Annotated in this window: 22 protein-coding genes; 20 read left to right on the top strand and 2 right to left on the bottom strand. The window is 38.3% G+C overall.

What is annotated here, in order from left to right; genetic code table 11:
* The first annotated feature begins 1 nt into the window (after position 1).
* From RBB45_RS24360 to RBB45_RS24330, 7 genes are all read left to right on the top strand, one after another.
* Positions 2-2056: a phage tail protein gene (locus tag RBB45_RS24360; protein WP_306010531.1), complete on the top strand. Its 2055-nt coding sequence runs from the start codon at positions 2-4 to the stop codon at positions 2054-2056.
* Between the two features lie 3 nt (positions 2057-2059).
* On the top strand, positions 2060-6103 hold the full coding sequence (locus RBB45_RS24355) for a GH25 family lysozyme (RefSeq protein ID WP_306010530.1): 4044 nt from the start codon (positions 2060-2062) through the stop codon (positions 6101-6103).
* Complete coding sequence (locus tag RBB45_RS24350) at positions 6103-6405, top strand: hypothetical protein (protein WP_306010529.1); 303 nt, start codon at positions 6103-6105, stop codon at positions 6403-6405. Before RBB45_RS24355 ends, RBB45_RS24350 begins: the two co-directional genes overlap by 1 nt.
* 14 nt (positions 6406-6419) lie before the next feature.
* Complete coding sequence (locus RBB45_RS24345; protein ID WP_306010528.1) at positions 6420-6800, top strand: hypothetical protein; 381 nt, start codon at positions 6420-6422, stop codon at positions 6798-6800.
* 65 nt (positions 6801-6865) lie between these two features.
* The gene (locus tag RBB45_RS24340; RefSeq protein WP_306010527.1) at positions 6866-7690 is read left to right on the top strand and encodes an N-acetylmuramoyl-L-alanine amidase; all 825 of its coding nucleotides are present in this window, start codon (positions 6866-6868) and stop codon (positions 7688-7690) included.
* On the top strand, positions 7675-8682 hold the full coding sequence (locus RBB45_RS24335) for a S8 family peptidase (RefSeq protein WP_371931664.1): 1008 nt from the start codon (positions 7675-7677) through the stop codon (positions 8680-8682). The genes RBB45_RS24340 and RBB45_RS24335 overlap by 16 nt, the downstream gene beginning before the upstream one ends.
* Positions 8683-8796: 114 nt before the next feature.
* On the top strand, positions 8797-9459 hold the full coding sequence (locus RBB45_RS24330) for a DNA-3-methyladenine glycosylase family protein (RefSeq protein ID WP_306010526.1): 663 nt from the start codon (positions 8797-8799) through the stop codon (positions 9457-9459).
* A 33-nt stretch (positions 9460-9492) separates the two neighbouring features.
* Here the strand turns inward: RBB45_RS24330 and RBB45_RS24325 are convergent, their stop codons facing one another.
* Both RBB45_RS24325 and RBB45_RS24320 read right to left on the bottom strand, forming a co-directional pair.
* The gene (locus tag RBB45_RS24325) at positions 9493-10320 is read right to left on the bottom strand and encodes a PDDEXK family nuclease (protein ID WP_306010525.1); all 828 of its coding nucleotides are present in this window, start codon (positions 10318-10320) and stop codon (positions 9493-9495) included.
* Positions 10310-10540, bottom strand: coding sequence for a helix-turn-helix domain-containing protein (locus RBB45_RS24320; RefSeq protein ID WP_306010524.1), 231 nt, complete (start codon positions 10538-10540; stop codon positions 10310-10312). The genes RBB45_RS24325 and RBB45_RS24320 overlap by 11 nt, the downstream gene beginning before the upstream one ends.
* Before the next feature lie 220 nt (positions 10541-10760).
* Here RBB45_RS24320 and RBB45_RS24315 point away from each other — a divergent pair, with 220 nt between their 5' ends.
* The 13 genes from RBB45_RS24315 to RBB45_RS24255 all read left to right on the top strand — a co-directional run bounded on the left by RBB45_RS24315 (position 10761) and on the right by RBB45_RS24255 (position 20633).
* Complete coding sequence (locus RBB45_RS24315; protein ID WP_306010523.1) at positions 10761-11135, top strand: MazG nucleotide pyrophosphohydrolase domain-containing protein; 375 nt, start codon at positions 10761-10763, stop codon at positions 11133-11135.
* A gap of 19 nt (positions 11136-11154) precedes the next feature.
* Positions 11155-11451 carry a hypothetical protein gene (locus tag RBB45_RS24310; protein WP_306010522.1) on the top strand — a complete coding sequence of 99 codons (297 nt, stop codon included), beginning with the start codon at positions 11155-11157 and terminating at the stop codon, positions 11449-11451.
* A 12-nt stretch (positions 11452-11463) separates the two neighbouring features.
* Positions 11464-12519, top strand: coding sequence for a DNA cytosine methyltransferase (locus tag RBB45_RS24305; protein ID WP_306010521.1), 1056 nt, complete (start codon positions 11464-11466; stop codon positions 12517-12519).
* 89 nt (positions 12520-12608) lie between these two features.
* Complete coding sequence (locus tag RBB45_RS24300) at positions 12609-13169, top strand: hypothetical protein (protein WP_306010520.1); 561 nt, start codon at positions 12609-12611, stop codon at positions 13167-13169.
* A gap of 425 nt (positions 13170-13594) precedes the next feature.
* Entirely contained in the window at positions 13595-14164 is a 570-nt protein-coding gene (locus tag RBB45_RS24295; RefSeq protein ID WP_306010519.1) for a site-specific integrase, read from the top strand.
* A 369-nt stretch (positions 14165-14533) separates the two neighbouring features.
* Positions 14534-15700: a replication initiator protein A gene (locus tag RBB45_RS24290; RefSeq protein WP_306010518.1), complete on the top strand. Its 1167-nt coding sequence runs from the start codon at positions 14534-14536 to the stop codon at positions 15698-15700.
* A 65-nt stretch (positions 15701-15765) separates the two neighbouring features.
* The gene (locus RBB45_RS24285) at positions 15766-16830 is read left to right on the top strand and encodes a hypothetical protein (protein WP_306010517.1); all 1065 of its coding nucleotides are present in this window, start codon (positions 15766-15768) and stop codon (positions 16828-16830) included.
* Positions 16831-16880: 50 nt separating this feature from the next.
* Positions 16881-17195 (top strand): hypothetical protein, encoded by a 315-nt coding sequence (locus tag RBB45_RS24280; RefSeq protein WP_306010516.1) that lies wholly within the window; start codon positions 16881-16883, stop codon positions 17193-17195.
* Between the two features lie 11 nt (positions 17196-17206).
* Entirely contained in the window at positions 17207-17410 is a 204-nt protein-coding gene (locus tag RBB45_RS24275; RefSeq protein ID WP_306010515.1) for a hypothetical protein, read from the top strand.
* Between the two features lie 19 nt (positions 17411-17429).
* Complete coding sequence (locus RBB45_RS24270; protein WP_306010514.1) at positions 17430-18239, top strand: ParA family protein; 810 nt, start codon at positions 17430-17432, stop codon at positions 18237-18239.
* Positions 18212-18514: a hypothetical protein gene (locus tag RBB45_RS24265; RefSeq protein ID WP_306010513.1), complete on the top strand. Its 303-nt coding sequence runs from the start codon at positions 18212-18214 to the stop codon at positions 18512-18514. Before RBB45_RS24270 ends, RBB45_RS24265 begins: the two co-directional genes overlap by 28 nt.
* 231 nt (positions 18515-18745) lie before the next feature.
* The gene (locus tag RBB45_RS24260) at positions 18746-19621 is read left to right on the top strand and encodes a hypothetical protein (protein ID WP_306010512.1); all 876 of its coding nucleotides are present in this window, start codon (positions 18746-18748) and stop codon (positions 19619-19621) included.
* A gap of 415 nt (positions 19622-20036) precedes the next feature.
* The gene (locus tag RBB45_RS24255; RefSeq protein WP_306010511.1) at positions 20037-20633 is read left to right on the top strand and encodes a hypothetical protein; all 597 of its coding nucleotides are present in this window, start codon (positions 20037-20039) and stop codon (positions 20631-20633) included.
* Positions 20634-20710 lie beyond the last annotated feature (77 nt).

The raw sequence follows: 20710 nt of genomic DNA, 5'->3' as shown, positions 1-20710 counted from the left end.
AATGGCGAGTAAAACATTTAAAGCAACCTGGATGGGTCAATATACGGCTAGCAATGCAGCTTACTATGGAGCGAGTAACCCGATTCGTGTTGGTGGTGGCTCCTGGTTTCACTCTTATTTAGGGTTTGATAAAAACGGTATTTTGGCTGCAATCAATTCTTCCAAAACGGCTGCAAGAGTTTATTTGAATGTTTATGTTACGAAGGGTGCCGAGTTTGATGTTGGTTATCACAAGGAAGGAAGCAACAAGGCTTCCAATGGATTGCCCTTTTATCGTTACGGAAATATTCATCCGATTTTGGGAACAGGTTGGCAACGAATTGACTTAACAGACGCTCCCTTACAAACCGAAGGTACAGCCGGATTTAAAAATATTATGAATGCCGGATATACCGGACCAGTCCTTTATGGTGGGAATGGTGCTACCCAGGGGGAAGCCTACGGTGTTACAAACAACCAATTCCATATTTATATAGAAGTTACAGGAACATGGAACACGGCTCCAGGAGCTCCGAAAATTACGGCTCCAACTGCCGGGCAAAGTGTCGATAAGACATTTGAATTAAAAGGTACGGCTGCGGCCGATGCCGAGCAATCCTCAACCGGACTCCGTTATGAGTGGGGTATTCGAGATGGCTCCGGAACATGGCAATATCTTGGTTTTGGTGCCTATGGTGTGATAAATAAGGTTGTCGATTTTACCAACTATGCCGAGGGAACCAATGCCCAGGTAGCCTTACGAGCCAATGATGGAGAATTAACCGGACCGTGGGCATATTCTTCTCTGTTTACGATCAGTCACAATAAAGCCCCAGGAGCTCCGACTGATTTAGCTCCGGTGGGTGGTGCTCAACGTGACAGAACACAGGCGATAACTTTTTCTTGGGTGCATAATGACGCTGATGGTCAGAGTGCCTATGATTTCCGTTGGAGACTGCAAGGAAATGAGCTTTGGAATGAGAGTGGAAAAATTTCTACGACTAGCAAAACAAGGCTTGTAGCTGCGAATACATTCCCACAGGGAGCAATCGAATGGCAAGTGCGAACCTATGACCAGGCGAGTTTAGTTGGTCCGTGGTCAGCGACTGCCATTTTTAATGCAACCGAGGCTTCCGATGCTCCGGTTATTTCAAGCCCGGTGATGAATGCCATTATTCCGACTTCAAGAGTCAACGTGACCTGGACTGCAGCAGAGCAGGATGAATATGAATTGCAGCTTGTTCAAGCCGGAATCGTGGTATGGACTGAAAGCCAGGTTTCCAATAATCGAGTGGTGGAAATCCCCTATGACCTTCTGAATAATACAAGCTATCAGATTCGATTAAGAACCCGGTTATCAACTGAATTGTGGTCAGCTTGGGCAGAAGTCACAGTCAATACTTCATTTACAACTCCGGCAACGCCCGAAGTTACCCTATTTGAATGGGTAGAAGAAGGAGCCATTGATATTCGGATTAATAACCCGGTAACAGGAACTGTTGGTGAGCCAAACGTTGAATATAACGATATTTACCGTAGGGTGTATGGAACCGATGACCCTTATGTACGAATTGCTCACAATGTATCGAATAATGGGGCATTCCGTGATTATACTCCGGCTAGTGGCGTGACCTATGAGTATTATGTCCGAGCCTGGGGTGATAATGGTACGTTCCAAGATTCTTTGACGAATACGATTTTGATAACGCTGAGTGACACGGTAATTTCCCTGGCTTCCAATCCGTTACGAGTGGTGAGGTTGGAGTACAATCCGAGCAGATCCGTGAGCCGGAAGAAAGAGAGGCAAATGATGCAATTCAACGGAAGGACATTTCCTGTTGCAGAATTTGGACTCTTTGAAACTTGGAATATCTCACTAAATTTTACGGTGCGTGACCGGGTTTCGTTGGATGTATTATTGGAGATTATCGACTCAAAAGAAACCATGCTTTACCGTGATGCCAGGGGTAGGAGAGAGTTTGTCACGGTGGATGCCGTGGATGTAGATGATAGATTTCCCGATGGTTACAATGTCAAATTTAGCCCGGAAAGGGTTGAATATAATGAGGAAGTGTAAGCCATGAAAGCAAGAGGACCGAATGATTTATTAGGTGCTGATATATCCTCCTGGCAGACCATAACCAATGCACAACAATTTTTTACCGATTTTAAATTTGTATATATAAGGGCTTATGGTTCAGACGGAAAAGCCGATGTGAAATTCAAGGAATATGTCAGTTTAGCAAAACAATACGGTGTGCCCTCCGGTGGTTATTATTTCGCTAGACCAACACCTGGGGCTGATTTAAAAACCGATGCCGAAGCACAGGCACAGTTATTTATTGATAAGCTCCAGGAGGCATATGGAACAGGTAATTTCGGTGATTTGATACCGATGATTGATGTGGAAGCCTATACCGGTAATAAGTATGACGAGGCTACCATTACACCGGATTCTGAAATGAGAGAGAATACCCTGGCATTGACAGCGTTAATGGAAACCTCGACAAGTCCACCGGATTCATTCGGGGTGACAGGTGGGAACTTTGACGGCCAGGGTATTTCTCATGGAGCTATACAATATAATTTCGGCTCCGGCACATTGCAGCCAATTTGGAAAGACTTGATTAATAAATATCCGAGTGTGGTTAGAGGGGCTATTACCAACCAGGCTGACTATGACTATTTCGTAAACATGGTACTCAATTTCACCAAAGCCGACCAGATTGCGTTTGGTGATAGAATTTCCGACCCGGCAAATAAGCATAAAGTGATTGAGCCGTGGAACACGTATTTTAAGAATTTAGGGAAAACACAGGAGTCCATTGACCGACAAAAAGAGGCAGCCGTTTGGTATTTTGACCAGGCAGTTAAATGGATGGATGAATATGGTTTGTGGACTAGGAGGGGTTTTGCCCTTCTTTTTGATATAGCCGTACAGAGTGGAAGCATTCCCCAAACAGTAAAAGATTTGATTTTAGCTGACTTTGCAGCAATGAACAATACAGGCAAAACTCCGGAGCAAATTGAAACCGATAAAATGGTGATTATTGCGAATCGGAGAGCTGATGTTGTAGATCCGACCTGGCAAAACACGTATCGTCAAAGGAAATTAGCCATTGCTAATGGTTCCGGTACTGTTTACGGCTCACTTTTAGTAGACACGACTCAGTACGATGCTATCCTGGAGCCGTGGAAACAAGAAACGGCTTGGGGTTATCCGTATGCCTGGGGCATGACCGGAACACAATTGAAAGATTGGATATTGTTTTTCCGGACATATTTCCGGTCTAAAACAAAAGCAAGAGCGATTGGTATATATGCCAATCGTTATTTTTTGACCGAAACCGAGCAAATGGGCATGAGTGCGGCCGACCTTCAAGCATTGGCAATTATGCCTTTGTGGTTGGCAGAATGGAATCAAACAGATGGCTATACTCCGGCAACATTGGGTGGATGGTCAAATTATGTAGCCTGGCAATATGCCATGATTTCGGATGCAGATACACATGGGGTGTCACACGGCACGAATGATTTAGACCACAACATTACCCAAGAATTAGCGTTGATAATGCCTCCGAAACCTGTTACTGATTTGACGGTAACACAGAAGGATAATACGACTATTACAGTTTCCTGGACACCTCCGGCAGACTCCGATTATATTGGGTCTGATATTTATATTGGGGGAGCATGGAAAGCCTGGGTAGGGAAGGGTACCAATACCAAAGATATTACCGTAACAACGCCTATTGGTGGAAATATTCAAGTGAATGTCGTTTCACAGGATAATTACCAGGATACGACTTGGAGCCCGAATGTCATTTATACGATGGTAGATATGACGGTGCCTGTTGAAACTCCGGACCAGGTTATTAATTTTGTGGGCAGAGCCTCCGGTGACAATACAAGAAAAATCATGGTTAATGGATTGGCTTCCACCGAGCTCACGCCTACTCAGTTTGGAGCTGAATGGTGGGATTATCCGGCAATTTCTTCCGATGATTCAACCAATATGAGCTATACCATTTCCCCGAGTAATGGGGCAAACAATGGTCATAAAATCCAATATTTATTTCAGTTTGAGGTAACGGCTCAACCGACTCCGGCTGAAAAACTTATTTTTAGAGTGGAAGGTCTGCAAAATCAGCCGTTTACGTTAAAGTTTTGGGATCACGTTGCCGGAGCTTGGGATGAAGCAAGTAAAATCACGTTTAATGCAACTGCTGCCGGATATGTGACCATCGAAACTACGAATATAGCAAAACATATTGGCTCCGATAATCGGGTTTATATCAGTATGCTATCGGTCAATTCCGTGGTAGACCCAGCAATTGCATACACTTCCAGGAAATATACGATTACCGATAATGCAGCCTATCGTCAAACAACAGGAGCCTATATGGGGGATACGGATAAAACCATTTATACAGGTGGTTCTTCCGGGCTCACAACATATATTTGGATGCTCCTTACTGATATTAAAAACTCGTTAAATACTTCCAGGGGTACACCGACAGCCTTTTTAAACATTAATACAACGACTGCCGGGTTAGCCCGATTAGGTTTTCATAAATTAGCGACCAATCCAAAAACAACAACAACTCCTATTCCGGCTTATGATGCGACAAATCCGAATTTGACCAAGAGTTTGGTGGTAGGGTGGAATCGTTGGGATATTTCAAATGCTGCCGTTGGTGGGCAGACAGGAATAAAAAATGTCTTGAATAATGGTGGTTATCTTGGGCCAGTCCTTTATGCTTTGACAACAGACGGCTCGACTTCCTTCTCCTATGGTTCAAGTGGGGGAGCTAATGCTCCGAATTTTGAGGTTATGGGTGATTGGCAAGCCGTTAGTGGCGTAACGCTTGGAGCTGACTATGCAGAGCTGCAAGTTTTCCGTGCCGAGCCTGTTCCTCCACCACCACCGAAACCTGAGCCTGTTACGGTTCCGGAGCATTTGACCTACGATTATACCGAAGAAGATTTATATAATATGTTCCATGCCAAATCCGGAAGCCGATTTGTAAAGTTCCGGTTTGATTTGTTGGATGTAAATGAGAACAAGATCCGTGAGCTAGATAATGTTGAGCATTGCGAGGTTGAAATGAATGCCTTCAATACAGTTAAGAGAACGGCTCGAATCCGATTGAGAGAAACCTCACCGGATGACATTAATTATCTGAATAACAGGATTCAGCCCTTTGCTTTGTTCAAGCTACCGGATAAATATGTTCAAAACTCAGATGGCAGTCGTGTCCTCATGGAAGGTAAATGGGTGGAATATTCATTAGGCATTTATCTCCTGTCCTCACCGAAAAAGCAAGAGGATGGGAACCAGGTTTTCCGTGATATTGAGGCATACGATGGCATTGTTATCCTGGAAGAAGATAAATTCACAGACCGTTATATAGCAAGAGCCGGAACGAAATATACGGATGCCGTGATTGGCATTCTCCAGGGAGCCGGAATTACGAAATACAATATTGGAGCTTCTGACAGAACGCTTCCGAACGATGTTGAATATGAGCCAGGCACCGAAAAGACCAAGCCGATTTCCGACTTTTTAAATGCGATAAACTTCACGCCTTTGTATGTCGATGAATACGGCTATTTCACGGCTCAACAGTACATTAGCCCTTCTGATAGAGAGGCTGATTTTAGATATATGGAGGACCAATTCTCTATGGTTGCAAATGGAGTGGAGGAAGAATTGGACTTGTATTCTGTTCCGAATAAGTGGGTTGCCGTTTATACAAGCGTGGACTCGACTTCTCAGAATACGACCTCATTAACTTCCACCTATACAAACGATAATCCAGACAGTGTAACTTCCACCGTGAGCAGAGGCCGGACTATTGTTGATTACCGGAAAGTCGATGAAATTGCAGACCAGGCAGCACTCGATGAATTTGTTCAGAGGATTGCGTTTGAAGCCTCGCAAATATTTGGTAAGGTTCGTTTTTCAACGGCTATTATGCCATATCACGGTTTTCAGAACGTGATTTTGTTGGAGAATAGCACACTCGGAATCAATGGAAAGTATGCTGAAACTTCCTGGCGTTTTGCCTTACAAGCAGGAGCCTTAATGGAGCATGAAGTCCGGAGGGTGGTGAATGTCTAATGTTACGGCTCAAAAATTCCAATGACCTAGTGAATGCTTTGTCGTTGTTAATTGATAAAACGCAACACAAGAAAGAAAGGAAAAGGGATGACTATATCCTCAATAATATGGACACCACGTTTAAGCTCGGGCAGATAGATCCGGCTTATTCGAGTGGCAGACCGAGGATTATTTTTGAGGGGGAAACGGCTACTTCTGTAAAAGCCTATCCTTATTTGTCATCTTATACTCCGGTTGCCGGGGATGTGGTTCTCCTGGCAAGAGTAGGTAACTCCTATATTGTATTGGGTAAAAGAATATAAAAGGAGCTGATAACATGGATGTTTTGCAATGGGTGTTAGCCCAAATCAAACAGACTGCCGTTTTGGGTGTAGATGGTCAGCCGTATGCCGTTGAAATAACGGAGCCAATTGGGTTTACGGTTTATATTGGAATGGCTTTTGTGCTTTATGCTATCCGTGAAACGAACACAATTCCAACTCGTTTTCTGCCCCTGGTTGCCATTGTAATTGGGCTCTTGTATTCCTGTTTAGTTGAATTTAAAGCCTTTGATGAAAGAAGCGTAGTTGCCGGAATACGTTTGGCACTACTAGGAATTGGTTCTGTTGCTACCGTGAAATATTTTCTAAATGGTGACGATAAAACGACTCCACCAAGCAATGGAGAGGCGAATACTTTTAAGGCTTTGAAAGAGTGAGTTAATTCTAATATTAATTTTAGTATTAATGTTAGGATTAAAATAAATATTAGGGAGTGTTTTGCATGGTAAAGATAGCCGTATCCGGTGGTCACGGACCCGAAACACCAGGAAAACGCAGCCCCGATGGATTTAGAGAAGCTCAATTTAATCATCCGACTGCTAATTTGGTGATTCGATATTTGAATGAATATGAGAATGTCCAAACCTTGAAAGTATTTGACGAGAGCCGGGATGTTCCATTAGCCGAGAGGACCAATAAGGCGAATAGTTGGGGAGCCAATTTATATGTGTCTGTTCACTATAATGCCCTGGGCTCAACATGGAGTGATGCTCACGGAATCGAAACCCTGGTGTATAGCACTTCGACTTCGAGCAGTAACGGTTTTAATGTGGCTCAAAAGGTTCATGCTCATTTGATTGCAGCGACCAAACGGACAAACAGAGGCATTAAAGCTAGACCGGAACTGTGGGAAATGCGTTCAACGAAAATGCCGAGTTTCCTTTGCGAATGTGGATTTATGAGTAACAAGGAAGAAAAAACGCTCATGGCATCGTCATCGTATCAGCAATTATGTGCGAGAGCGATTGTTGAAGGAATTGCTGAGTTTTACAGCCTTAAAAAAAAGGTAGTTGAGAAGCCTGTTTCTGCTCCGGCTCCAAAAACAGGAGAAACGCTTTACCGTGTCCAGGTCGGAGCTTTCGGAAACCTGGCAAATGCTCAGAAATTTTTAGTGACTGTAAAGGCTGCCGGATTTTCCGGAATTATCAAGTCATCCGATGGGCTCCATCGAATCCAGGTGGGTGCGTTCAGCAGTAAAGTAAACGCTGAGAAGCTAGTAAGCCAATTGAAAGCCAAAGGATTTACAGGAGCATGGATTACAAATTAAAGGAGGATATTATGACGGACACAAGTAAAAAAGATGTTCGAGTTATTCCGTTTACAGTACAAACCATTGAACAGAAAGCCGATACGATTCCGGAAGGCGTGACCATCCTGGAAGCTCAATCACTTTGGGAACAAGGTTATGAGGGTGACGGTGTGGTTGTGGCAGTCCTGGACACAGGAGTAGAAAAAGACCATCCGGATCTCAAAGATAGAATTATCGGAGGAAAGAATTTTACCGATGACGGTAAGCCCGAAGAATATTTTGATTTTAACGGTCACGGAACCCACGTTGCCGGAACCATTGCAGCGACTAATAAAAATGCTGCCGGAGTGGTTGGAGTTGCACCAGGAGTGAAACTTCTGATTTGTAAAGTGCTCGATGCCCAGGGCTCCGGTTATTTTTCCTGGATTGCCGAAGCCATCCGATATGCAAGTAATTGGACAGGTCCAAACGGTGAAAAAGTGCGAGTCATTTCAATGTCATTAGGTGGACCCGATGAAGTGCCGGACTTACGGAAAGCCATCCAGGAGGCAAATGATAAGGAAATCGCCGTGGTGGTTGCAGCTGGGAATGAGGGTGACGATAAAGAGGATTCGTTCGAGTATTCGTATCCTGGTAATTACAATGAAGTGATTGAGGTTGCAGCTTCCACCCTGGACAACAAGTTAGCTCCATTCTCGAACAATAACCAGGAAGTCGATGTAATTGCTCCGGGCGTGGATGTTTTATCAACGTGGCCAGGGAAAAAGTATGCGAGAATTTCCGGTACAAGTATGGCAACGCCTCATGTTGCCGGAGCTCTTGCGTTGCTCATTCAGATGGGAGAAAAAGAGTTTAATAGAAAACTGACCGAAGCTGAGATTTATGCCCTGTTGGTGAAAAGGACTGTTGCTCTAGGCTATAAAAAGAGCTCAGAAGGTCACGGACTAATCCGATTGAATTACATGGAAAAGGTTCGGAGTCTATTAAGCTATATTGACATAAACTTTTAATATATCAGATAGGGTGTGCCATTTTTGGTTCATCCTATTTTTTGAACGAAAATAGTCCCAGATAAAATAATGTGATATGATTGGCAACAAAAACGATTTCTGAGGTGAAAGTGATTGAGTATTTGTGATAATAAACTTCCAATATTCCAAAGCGATTTAAGGGTTATCGAAATATGTAATTCCGACATTCAATTAAGCAAACTAATAAGAATAATAGGGGATATAGAGATTGAATTAAGACAGGATTATTTTAAAGCTTTGACAAAATCAATCATTGGTCAACAGCTTTCACCTAAAGCTGCAGGAACTATATACTCCAGGTTTGAACAACTTCTACAAAATAAAATAACACCGTCATCTATGAACGAATTTAATGATGAACAACTGCGAAGTGTTGGCGTATCTAAACAGAAAATTTCCTATTTACGCGATTTATCTAACAGGTTTCTATCTGGAGAAATTAATTTAGACGAAATTGATCAAATGGAGAATGAACAAGTTATAAAAACTTTAACCAGCGTAAAGGGAATAGGTAAATGGACTGCTGAAATGTTTTTAATCTTTTCCTTAGGAAGAATGGATGTACTGCCATTAAATGATGTTGGACTACAACGTGCAGTGAAATGGCTTTATTCACAGGAGGAGGAAACGGATATTAAATCATGCTTTTTAGAAAAAGCGAAAGCATGGGGAAAGAACACAACAATTGCGTGTTTATATTTATGGGAATCTGTTAACCAGGATTTAATTAAGGTGGAGAATATAGACAAAATCTAAGCCGACTGTACAATTATACAGTCGGCTGGTTTTTTAAAACTTATTGATAAAGTTCTCTAATTCTTCTTTTCCAAAATTCGATTTTGGACCTTTATAATGTAGAGAAAAAATAACATTGATATTATTAGTTGAAGCTCTTACTTTTACGTTATAACCTCCATCTTCAGGGGATAGATAATATTGTTTGCCAAAATATCTTCCTTTTTTGTCAATTTCCAAATTCTCACTAAATGCTACAAAGGGTTTATCGCCCTTTTTAAAGTCCGTTACAGTCAAACCTAAATTTCGAGCATGTGCGTGCAACTCTTGAACACAATCTTCCATTTTAGACCTAGGAACCGACCTGGTACCACTTCTTTTCCTTCTTACAACTGCAGTAACATGGAAGTATTTCTTAATATCTTCAATAGGGAATATTGCTTTATATCCTCCTAATTCTGTTGAGGTTATTACAAAGTGGCTATCTTTATTTTTATAATGCTCAATTACCCAATCAACCATTAGATTTTCATCGATTTTAATGTTAGTCGCTTTCTGACCTTGGGGCGAATATTCATTGTTATTCGCATTAAGATGGTCAATAATAGCTTGAGTGTACTTATTCGAGAACCTTCCTGCATCAGAAAGAAAGTAAACCCCATTGTCCTCCAATATCACAAACTGGCCACTTTGAGATGGCGAAAGCTTTGCTTCGATGGAAAATAAGTTTATATTGTTTTTAAACACCTTAATATCACTTGTAAGTGAGTTTTTTCCACCAGTTTGCCGAAATTCAATTGTTGAATTAACTATTTCATTGTTTAAATATTCACATGCTTCGAGCTCAAATTCTTCCCAAGCAGGTAATACATTAGCACACATTATTATCATCCTTTTCATCTTCGAATAATTGTTTAATATCTATTTCTAAAGCGATTGCAATTTTTTCAATATTATCTATTGATATATTTCTTTCGCCTCTTTCAACAGCCCCTATGTATGTACGATGCAAGCTACAGTCCTCAGCAAGTTTTTCTTGCGATATTCCTTTAATTTTCCTATGCTTATGGATATTTTTACCTAATATAGATCTGTAATTCATGATTAATAACTCCTAATTGGATACTATTTACAAAATAAAAGAATGCTACTTATAAGTCGACAGATTATAAGTAGCATTCTTCAGTTTCCTGTGTTATTATTCATAATTATTCGGTTTCACTTTTCAAGTATTGCGTTTAGTTAATAATAAATCCCAATAAAAAATCAATGACTTTTATGATATTATAGAGATTAGTATTTACCCAACTAGAGGTGCAATTATGAGGGATATTCAAGAATTCTTAAAAGATTTCCAAAGAGAAATGAACTGGGAAATTTCTGATAAAAGTTACAAGGATTCAAGAGCTTCGATGCTAAATAACTATATGCTTCTTACAACAGAAGTAAGTGAGGTTGCCGAAGAATTTAGGGCAATTTTCAATAAAACGCATAAACTTGTTAAAGACGAGGGCTTTAATGAAGATGAGGCATTCAAGCTCGCTAAAGAGACATATAAAGAAAATATCGGCAAAGAAATATCTGATTGCATAGCGTATTTGGTAAAGTTTGCGAATTACCTAGATATTGACTTAGAAGATAGTTTTTATACAAAAATGAACGAAATTAAGTTGAGGGTAAATAAGGATCAACGGTAATTTCTATGAGGTGTGTCATTTGGATAAGGAAAAATTTATTATGGAAAATTGGGGAGAAAAGCGACTAGACGAAATAAAAAATAGATTAGGTATAAGCTTAAAGGAGTTACTTGAAACTGCTCTTAAGTTAAATTTACAAAATCGTATAACACCTCATATCGGAAGAAGATGGACCAATGAGGAAGATGCATTCCTAACTGAAAATAGCCATCGACTGTCGGTTAAGGATGCTAGCAATCTTATATACAGATCCCATTATGCTACCTATCAAAGAGTACGGGTACTAGGATTACATGAAATGATTAATAAAAAGTAAAGGAAGTTTTAAATGAATTACTTTGAAGAATATAAGGATGCACTAAAAGGAATAAAATACATTGATTTATTTGCTGGTATTGGAGGTTTCCATACAGCTATGGAATCGTTTGGTGCTGAATGTGTTTTTTCATCAGAATGGGATAAGCATGCACAAAAAACTTATTTCGAAAACTACGGTATAATGCCTGAAGGCGATATTACACAAATTGAAGCAGAAGATATACCTGTTCATGACATTCTTTGTGCTGGATTTCCATGCCAGCCATTTAGTATATCTGGTAAACGAAAAGGCTTCGAGGATACAAGAGGAACTCTCTTTTTTGATGTTGCTCGAATTGCACAACATCATAAACCGAAAATATTATTTATGGAAAATGTAAGGAATTTTGCAACTCATGATGACGGTAATACTTTAAAAACAGTTGAAGAAACACTAAATGAAATTGGCTACGATCTTTGGCATAAAGTATTAAATGCCAGTCATTTTGGTTTACCCCAAAATAGAGAGCGAATATTCATGATTGCAGTTAGAAAAGACATTAATGTAAAAGAATTTAAATTCCCTAAACCAACCTATGAACAAGTAATCTTAAGAGATATGATACTTCCTGACGAGGAAACTGAACAATATATAATAAATAGAGATGATATGGTGGTGGATGAGTCAAAGGTTCCAAATGAGAGCCTACTTAATGACTATCAGCTAAAACCGATGAGAGTTGGAACAATAAATAAAGGTGGACAAGGTGAAAGAATTTATAGTGACTTGGGGCATGCTATTACACTATCAGCTCAAGGTGGTGGGCCAGGTAGTAAAACAGGTTGCTATCTAATTAATGGTAAGGTTAGAAAACTTGCTCCTAAAGAATGTGCAAGAATCCAGGGGTTCCCTGAAGATTTTATTATCCCAGTAAGTGACGGTCAAGCTTGGAAACAATTTGGAAACAGTGTTCCTGTAAATGTATTAAAACATATTATTAAAGCATTTATTGATACACCGGAGTTAAGCTCATTATTCTCATTTAATGAAGAAGATGCCGATAAAAGAGAACTAATTACTGCCTAAACCTAAAATAAAAAAGCTACTTATAAGATGTAGACTTATAAGTAGCTTTTCTTTATTTTCTTCTTAACATCTCAATTAAGGAGAAAATAATGTACACATACGGTACCCATATCCTTCCTTTTAAAAATCAATACAAAAAAGTTATAGTTCCGGAAGAAAAGGTAAAAAGAATTAAGGATTTTGTGAACGAACTAATAAAAGAGAAAGAAAAGGAAAGTCATCACGCAGTAGATAATAGATCGCATTTTAAACGGTTTTATACAGGCACTCTAGGAGAAGCTGCTCTTGAAGAATACCTCGGAGTAGAAAATATTATTGACTGGACTATCGGTAATTCAAATAAATACCATGTACCGGATTTAAGTACCATTGGAGTAAAAGCAGGAATTAAAACAGTGGAATATGGATTATTCCCCATAATTTTCAAAAACTCATACTCACCGGAAATTATCATGATTAAGGTAAGCGATAATCATGTAGTGTTATGTGGATTGGCCACCAAAGAAATTTTAAACAAATACCAATCTGATGAATTAATAAAGGATAGTTACCTTCGTCAGAGAGGAACAAAAACTGGATTTTATGGATTTGAACATTTAGAAACCTTTTCAACAATAGAGGAACTAAGGGGATTATCTCCTTTAAAATAACACTCTTATATCATTTTATTTCAAAGTATAATAAGAATGAATAATTCATTAGGGTGATTTTTATTGAAATGTAAATGTGGTGGAGTTTTATCTGTAATAAGGATAGAAGAATATCCGGAAAACTTAAAAGATAAAATCAATTATGACCGATTATGTGACGTTGAATGTCTTTCATGTGGTCAAATTTATTACAGCCAGTCATATGACTTTGGGAAAAGAATTAACAAAGTAAAAGATTTAACACAAGATCGTCAATAGACGGTCTTTTTTAATGAATATTCCGAATGCACCTCTTTGTAATTAAGGAACATTGGAAATGCAGTAATATCAAGGGTTTGTTAGCAATCTATGAAAAAACTCTAAATGAATGTACCAAAATATAGTATAATAACCGATGAGGAACATTCACAAAAGGGGCGTATTTCATGGAATTTGTAGAACCGATTAAAGACCCGAAAAAAATTCAAGCTATGAAAACATATCTATTAGGAAAAAACAAAAGAGATTATTTGCTCTTTGTCCTGGGAATCAATTCTGCCGTTCGGATAAATGACCTCTTGCAATTAACTTGGGGAGAAGTTTTGAAAGATAATATGAAGATCCGTACTCATATTGAATTAAAAGAGGACAAGACCGATAAGAACAAAAAATTTGTCATAGGGAAACAATTACATAAAGCGATTGAGATATATATGAAAGAACTCGGTGAGATAGATTTAGAGGACTTGATTTTCAAGAGTAGAAAAAAAGGATATTCCCTCACCAGGCAACAGGCGAGAAGAATTATTAAGGAAGCTGCCGAAATGGTAGGTATTGAGGATAGGATTGGCTGCCATAGTTTGAGAAAGACATTTGGCTATAATGCGTACACGAAAGGCTATGATATTGCGATAATCCAAAAATATTTGAACCATTCTAGTCCATCGGTGACTTTACGATATATAGGTATAGATCAGCAACAAATGGATGATATGGTACTAGATTTAGACCTCTAACTCGACTGTATACCACAAATTGCAACAATTTAAACCATAGGGTTTTCTGATTGTCAACATAATTTAATATGTGTGTTTGAGTTTTGAAAAAATTTCTCTTTAAATATGACAAGTAATGTTATAGAATGATTATAAACCCAATAAAAAAACCCCAAATGTTAGCAGCATTTGAGGTTTTACGGGTTCTATCTCGGGAGGCACCCCGAACAGAAACACCAGGACAATTAAATTTGTACCCTTATTATACCCTGTTTGCGTAGAGTTATGCAATAGGTTATTAATGTTGTAATTAATGTTAATTTAAGGTACATAGTTAATTTGTTTTTGTTCGAGTCAGCCTTCCGGAAAATATTCCAGGAGGTTATTTTTATGAGTAAAAAAGAAATAGAGCAAGGCGAACGGATCAGTGGAAAACGAGTCAATCAAGACAAGTATATGCCATTATATGAATTTCTAATGTTTGACCCGATTTACAGAAAAATGCACGAGAAGGCGAAAATCCTTTATTGCTTTTTAAGGAATAAGGTTTCATATTTTGAAATGCAAACAGAAGCTCATGCTAATGGGGTAGAGGGCACCAAAAGCTATTTAGACAAGAATGGGGATATATATATCCTGGCAGATAATACAGAGCTTATGTATCTATTAAACTGTTCTGAGCCAACGCTAATAAAATATAAAAGAGAATTAGCTAATCATGGTTTGTTGTTTGAGGACCCGGTAAAAGATGCAGCTAATAGAATTTATGTTTTGACTCCGAAAACTTTGTCCGAGCAATGGTCATATATTGGTGAAATTATAGAATTGCGAGAGCAAACCAAGAAGGAGCAAAAAGAAAAACGTAAGAAATATAAGAATGAAAAAGTCGTAGGAATGAAGAAAATTGGTGACTTAAAAAATTTAAGTCACGAGGAAAATCAAGAGGAAACCGTTGAAAATCATGGTGACTTAAAAAATTTAAGTCACCATGACTTAAATAATTTTAGTCACCATGACTTAAAAAATTTAAGGGAATTAGAATCTAATTCTTTAAATCTTGAATCTAATGATTTTAAATTAGACCCTAAGACCAAAGACCATAAAGAAAAAGGTCAGGGTCAAAAGGTCATTCCTATTCATCCATCTATTGATTTTTCTCAAATTGATTCTAGTGTAGCTTATGATATATATAAAGATTTAAGAACAGGAAAATATCATTTGCCTCATCTTTTAACTACCTGGTTATCAGAGGAAATAAAGAGAACAGGTAATTTTAGAGCTGACTTTGATTTAAAAGAAGTGGAAGCACTTTATGAGAAATATGAAAATTTAATTGATAGTGATTTTGAGCCTGGTTATGGACTGAGAGAATTTGATGTTTTAACGGAAGCTGAGTTTGCTCAATTGGTAGTGGCATTATATAAAAATGGACAACCTGTTAAATCTTCTTTTAAGAAGCAACTAGAGGCATGGTTTAATAACAAGTTTGATTTTAAGAAGGCTGATTTTAAGGAACATATTAAACAACGTAATGAACTTGAAGAAATGCCGTATTAAAAAACTGCCGGGGCATTGCCCTGGCTTCACATAAATAAAATAGATCCGTGAGAGGGAGAGGGGAATTGCTTTCTACTGCCGAAATCGAAAGAGAATTTAGATATGAAATTCAAGAAAAGAAACGAGCAGCTAGTGGGGTTCATCACAAGACCGGGAAGCGTGGCTATACAGGCGTTATCCAATTTCCACACAATCTATTAAGGGGCAAAGAAAAACGAGAGTACACTAAACCAGGAAAGGTTAGGGGCTATAATATGTTTACTTCATTAATGACATTCATGGAATTACAAACGCATCCGGAGGACAGACAAAAAGAGATTCTGACCAAATGGAGAGAAACGTACAAGGCAAAGGAAATCCAGGAAGCATTAGGAATGGACCATAACAGTTATTATGAATTGCTATATAAATTAGAAGTATTAGAACGCCCGGCATCTGCCAAACCGAAAAAGAATACAGGAGTCAAAAGGGATAAGCCCGAGGCCCAGGAGCAGGACATTATTAAGTTCAATGATTTGAAATTACTGCCAAAAGAGAAGCAACTTGAAATATTGGATGACTATAACGAAAAATATAATCTTCATTCCGTGGCGAAGATATGGGGAAAAGATGTGAAAAATGTGTATAGCCTCCGTTATACGCTGCGTAAGAAGTTGGGAAAACCAAACATTTATGAAACAAATGTTGAGCAAAATGTCGAAAAGCATAAACAACCGGAGTTGAGTATAAAAATCGAGCCGAAAAATGAAATTTTTGACGAAGAAAAAGAGATAGAGGAAATTGAGAGAATTGAGGCTGAGAACAGAATGGAACCGGAAGCAGAGCAAATTATTAAAGAAGCGATTAAGGAAAAAGACGAAGTAACAGGCATGAATCGTTTAGAGTTAGAGGAATTGAAACAGTTAGTATTTGCTCAGAGCCGAATGCTCCAGGAGATAATGAACCAACAACAAACGGCACCTACGGAAGTTGTTAATTCTGAGCCGAAAAAGGCTGCTATGAATTTCAGTTTTGAGGATGAAAAAGAAGGGTTCCTATTACATAGTGACCTGGAACGCTTCATATCTGTTTTGAAAAAGAATCCGGATCAGTTCAAGGTTGAGGTAAAAATCACTCGAATAGAAAATTAGAAGGGTGTATAATGGCTCTATAATGAAACTCTAATAAAGGGGCGTTTGTTATGGAGAGAACATTGCGTGTAGGCAAAACCATGATTGATGTTTTTGTTGGGCGTAATTTACACCTGTTTGACCGTGACCAGGAAGGTACAAAGACCTTAACGAATGCCATTGACTCTGATTATCTGAACAATGTTTTAGATTGGTTGGGCGAAGTGTCATTTGATAAGGTCTTTTTATATCACACGGATGGGTACATTACAGAATGGTCCGAGCAGAGAGGTTTCAGTCATGTGAAGCCGAACAGTACAGAATTATATTATGTGTTCCTGGAAAAATGCGAGGAACGAAAAAAACAATATCAGTTTGTTCATTAATGGAGGCAATCATGTTTTACTTAATAGATTTAGAAAGAAGCATTGGCTCCGGGAGAACAACGTATTGGAAAGCTCATAAGCGAGGATATACGACTGTTCTTGAAGAAGCCGGAAAGTATTCGGATATTATGGCTGCTGAAATTGTAGAGAGTGATTTTGACAAAAGAACAGTTATGGTTCCGGAAAGCGTGGTTGAAAAAATTTTGAGAAACTGAGTCAAAGGGGCATATGAAAATGGATGCTAAGGTATTAGCGTGTTCCACCAATAAAGGGGGAGTTTTGAAATCCTCCGTCACTGTTAATCTAGCCGGGGTTTGGGCATCCCAGGGCAAAAGAGTATTGATTATTGATTGCGACAACCAGGGAAACGCCATTCTTTCGTTTGGCAAAAATCCGGATAAGTTTGAATACACCGTTTATGATGTAATGGTCGATGGATTGGCTGCCGAGGCTGCGATTGTAAATGCTTATAAGAATATTGATGTAATCCCAGCAAATGATGATATGACGTTTTTTGAATTTGACGTTTTGACCAATAAGGAAATCAAAGAAAAAGACCGTTTTATGCTGCTGAGAAATTCGATGAATCATTTGAAAAAACACTATGACATTATCCTGGTGGACAGCCCTCCAACATTGGCATTGACCCAGGCGAATATTTTGTCTTTCGTTGATTATGTCATTATTCCATTTCAGCCGGAACCGTATAGCATGAGGTCGTTGATTAAAATTGTTGAAAGCATTAATACATTGAAATTAGATACGAATCCGAATATAGAGATTTTAGGAATTTTGGGTACACTAGTAGATAGCAGAGCCAATCTTCATGTGGAAATTCTCCAGGAGTGCCGACAGTTATGTATGGACCGAGGATGGAAATTGTTCGATACGGTTATTCCTAGATCCGTTCGATTTGCTGATGAATTGAAACGGCAAGGTTTACCGGCTACTATATCGTTACCGAAACATCCATTAGTAAAAAATTATTTTGAATTTGCAAAGGAGATTGAGGAAGTATGGCAAGAGAAAAAGGAAAAGGTATAACAGGATTTCAAGATGTAGCAGATGAAAATTCTAATGTTAATTCTAATATTAATACTGAGATTAATCCTAGCGTTAAATTCAATGTTGACCCACTTGAAAAGCTCCAGGAAGAAAATCCGGCTAAGGAGCTCACGACTGTTTTAAAGGGAATTTATTTTGATAGCGAAGTGGCTGAGGTTATAGATCTGCAAGCAAAACGATTGGGCCGTGGAGGAAAATCTCAGTTGGTGAATGACATTGTAAAAAGTTACTTTATCACCAAAGGTTTGCTATAAATCTACAAAACTATGAGGAATCCTTTGCTAACATTCCACCAACCGTATGATTAAAGAATGTTAGCATGGTATGTATGCTATATGATATTTCGCAAGTTACGACATTAGAACAATTGAATTTTATCCGGAACCAAGTGGTTGTAGGAAAAAATATTAAGGTTAACCATGGTAAACGTGGTTAACCTTTGATATATTAAGGGTAAATAGTTAACTACTGAGGTGGTGGGGAAGATGGCAGACAAGACTTTTGGGGTAAAAGTAAGCGATGAACTTAATGACAAAGTACGAGATATGATTGAAGCTAGTGGAATTACGGCAAAAGAATGGTTTGAAAAAGCAGTGGCCTTGACCGAGTTGAACGCAATTAAACAAGGTGCCACAGATTATACACAGGACCTATCAGAGTTAGAAGTACATACTAATCGGATTTATGAGTTAATATCCAATATGATTCAACGCTCAATCTACATAAAAGACCATGCGGTGAAGGAATATGCAGATAAACTTGAACAGAGGGAAACTATTATAAGCGAATACCAGGAAAAAACTTCTGTTGCCGTTGAGAAGGCGAAAATATCCGATGAAGCATTGAAGGTTTTAGAGAAAGAGAAAGAAGATCTGAGTAAGCAAATCGAAGAACTCCGTTCTGTTAATCATAATAATCAGCTTTTGATAGACGAATATAAGGAAAAAAATGATACGTTAAGTGGGTTGGTAAGTAAATACCAAGCTTTTGCAGATGAAAACGAGGAATTGAAAAAGCAATATGCTACAGATACGGAACGGATGAAATCTAGCATCCAGGAATATAAAGAGACTGTTCATAACCTTCAAGGAACCGTTAACCAGTTAACCGGGCAAATTGACTCCATGAAACGTGACCATGACATTGCCCTGGAACGTCTCGAAGAAAGAAAAGAAACGGAAAAAGATCGTGCGATTATAGAAATAGAACGTGATTATCAAGCTCGATTACTTGCAGCCAATGAAGATTACAATGGAAAGCTCCGAGAATCGTATGCGGAAATCACGGCACTCCGTAACCAATATGAGGAAAGAATCGAGAAACTTCAACAACCAAAAGCACAACCAAAGGACAAAAAGTAAGCCCTGGCAGCAGCCGGGGTTTTTTCTATTTTTTGGGTGTTGTATAGGAAGCGTATGAGCGAATTAAATATGTTTTTACATACCATTACCCTACTCAATGCAAAATAGGTGATGAAGCGTGAGAGAGATAGAGAGAGTATAGACGAGAAAAAAGACCGGGGGGGAGTCCGGTCGGGAGAAAATCTATATTATTGGGGGAAATTCGGCTATTATTTTAATACCCTTTTTAACATTAAAAATAACATTAATATTAGGGTTAATATTACATTAAGAAAAGAGATAAAAATTTTAGCTAAGATGTATTTAATTTTAACAAAAAGATTCTTTTTCGAAATTAATTTTTACATTGACAAAAACCGTTGATAAAATGTAAAATCTAATTAGTAAATAAATGATTCTTTAAGGAGGAATTTAAATGTCTAATGATTCAATCGTTATGGAGTTATTTCGACGAGTTCAAAAGTTAGAGGAAAAAGTTCAATTTCTTGAGGGGAAAATCGAAAGTCAGGAAAGTCAGGAAATTGAACAAGAGGAATGCGAGAATCAAGAACAACCACAACAAGTATTGATAACCAGAGCAAATTCCAGGGATTATGTGGCGGACAGATTACAACAAGAAAATCCACAATTTAGCATTCGGAAAGCAAATCGTGAAGAAGGATCTGGATTGGTTTTAAACGATGATAAAGGTAATAAATTAATTCTTAAATATTATTACAGCAAGAGCTTCTTAGAATATCCATCGGGTTGGCATACCGTTGATATTAGCGATCTAGATAGTAACGCATTTGATATTTATTGTTTTAATGTTTCTTTTAAAGATGAATATTTTGTATTCTTCTTTACAAAAGATGAATTAAAATCATATGTTAAAGGCAAAAAACTTAATTCAGGAACTAAATATTATTTTTACTTCCACATCGAAAACGGCAAAATAATAGAAGTAAGAGATGATGAAAACGATGTGTCTAAGTATTATGATAGATGGGAATTACCGAACGAATTAGTTTAATATGAAATAAAAGAGCCATAACTGTCTTGTTCGATGACGGTTATGGCTCTTTTGTTAATAGAACAATTAATATTAAT

It is taken from the genome of Bacillus sp. MMSF_3328 (genome assembly GCF_030733525.1).
Lineage (GTDB): Bacteria > Bacillota > Bacilli > Bacillales > Cytobacillaceae > Bacillus_AB > Bacillus_AB infantis.
This window is presented reverse-complemented; position numbering and strand designations above follow the sequence as displayed.

What these genes read in the sequence shown, in the direction of transcription:
- RBB45_RS24360 (WP_306010531.1), top strand. Translation starts at nt 2, where the DNA reads ATGGCGAGTAAAACATTTAAAGCAACCTGGATGGGTCAATATACGGCT.
- RBB45_RS24355 (WP_306010530.1), top strand. Translation starts at nt 2,060, where the DNA reads ATGAAAGCAAGAGGACCGAATGATTTATTAGGTGCTGATATATCCTCC.
- RBB45_RS24350 (WP_306010529.1), top strand. Translation starts at nt 6,103, where the DNA reads ATGTTACGGCTCAAAAATTCCAATGACCTAGTGAATGCTTTGTCGTTG.
- RBB45_RS24345 (WP_306010528.1), top strand. Translation starts at nt 6,420, where the DNA reads ATGGATGTTTTGCAATGGGTGTTAGCCCAAATCAAACAGACTGCCGTT.
- RBB45_RS24340 (WP_306010527.1), top strand. Translation starts at nt 6,866, where the DNA reads ATGGTAAAGATAGCCGTATCCGGTGGTCACGGACCCGAAACACCAGGA.
- RBB45_RS24335 (WP_371931664.1), top strand. Translation starts at nt 7,675, where the DNA reads ATGGATTACAAATTAAAGGAGGATATTATGACGGACACAAGTAAAAAA.
- RBB45_RS24325 (WP_306010525.1), bottom strand. Translation starts at nt 10,320, where the DNA reads ATGTGTGCTAATGTATTACCTGCTTGGGAAGAATTTGAGCTCGAAGCA.
- RBB45_RS24320 (WP_306010524.1), bottom strand. Translation starts at nt 10,540, where the DNA reads ATGAATTACAGATCTATATTAGGTAAAAATATCCATAAGCATAGGAAA.
- RBB45_RS24315 (WP_306010523.1), top strand. Translation starts at nt 10,761, where the DNA reads ATGAGGGATATTCAAGAATTCTTAAAAGATTTCCAAAGAGAAATGAAC.
- RBB45_RS24305 (WP_306010521.1), top strand. Translation starts at nt 11,464, where the DNA reads ATGAATTACTTTGAAGAATATAAGGATGCACTAAAAGGAATAAAATAC.
- RBB45_RS24300 (WP_306010520.1), top strand. Translation starts at nt 12,609, where the DNA reads ATGTACACATACGGTACCCATATCCTTCCTTTTAAAAATCAATACAAA.
- RBB45_RS24295 (WP_306010519.1), top strand. Translation starts at nt 13,595, where the DNA reads ATGGAATTTGTAGAACCGATTAAAGACCCGAAAAAAATTCAAGCTATG.
- RBB45_RS24290 (WP_306010518.1), top strand. Translation starts at nt 14,534, where the DNA reads ATGAGTAAAAAAGAAATAGAGCAAGGCGAACGGATCAGTGGAAAACGA.
- RBB45_RS24280 (WP_306010516.1), top strand. Translation starts at nt 16,881, where the DNA reads ATGGAGAGAACATTGCGTGTAGGCAAAACCATGATTGATGTTTTTGTT.
- RBB45_RS24275 (WP_306010515.1), top strand. Translation starts at nt 17,207, where the DNA reads ATGTTTTACTTAATAGATTTAGAAAGAAGCATTGGCTCCGGGAGAACA.
- RBB45_RS24270 (WP_306010514.1), top strand. Translation starts at nt 17,430, where the DNA reads ATGGATGCTAAGGTATTAGCGTGTTCCACCAATAAAGGGGGAGTTTTG.
- RBB45_RS24265 (WP_306010513.1), top strand. Translation starts at nt 18,212, where the DNA reads ATGGCAAGAGAAAAAGGAAAAGGTATAACAGGATTTCAAGATGTAGCA.
- RBB45_RS24260 (WP_306010512.1), top strand. Translation starts at nt 18,746, where the DNA reads ATGGCAGACAAGACTTTTGGGGTAAAAGTAAGCGATGAACTTAATGAC.
- RBB45_RS24255 (WP_306010511.1), top strand. Translation starts at nt 20,037, where the DNA reads ATGTCTAATGATTCAATCGTTATGGAGTTATTTCGACGAGTTCAAAAG.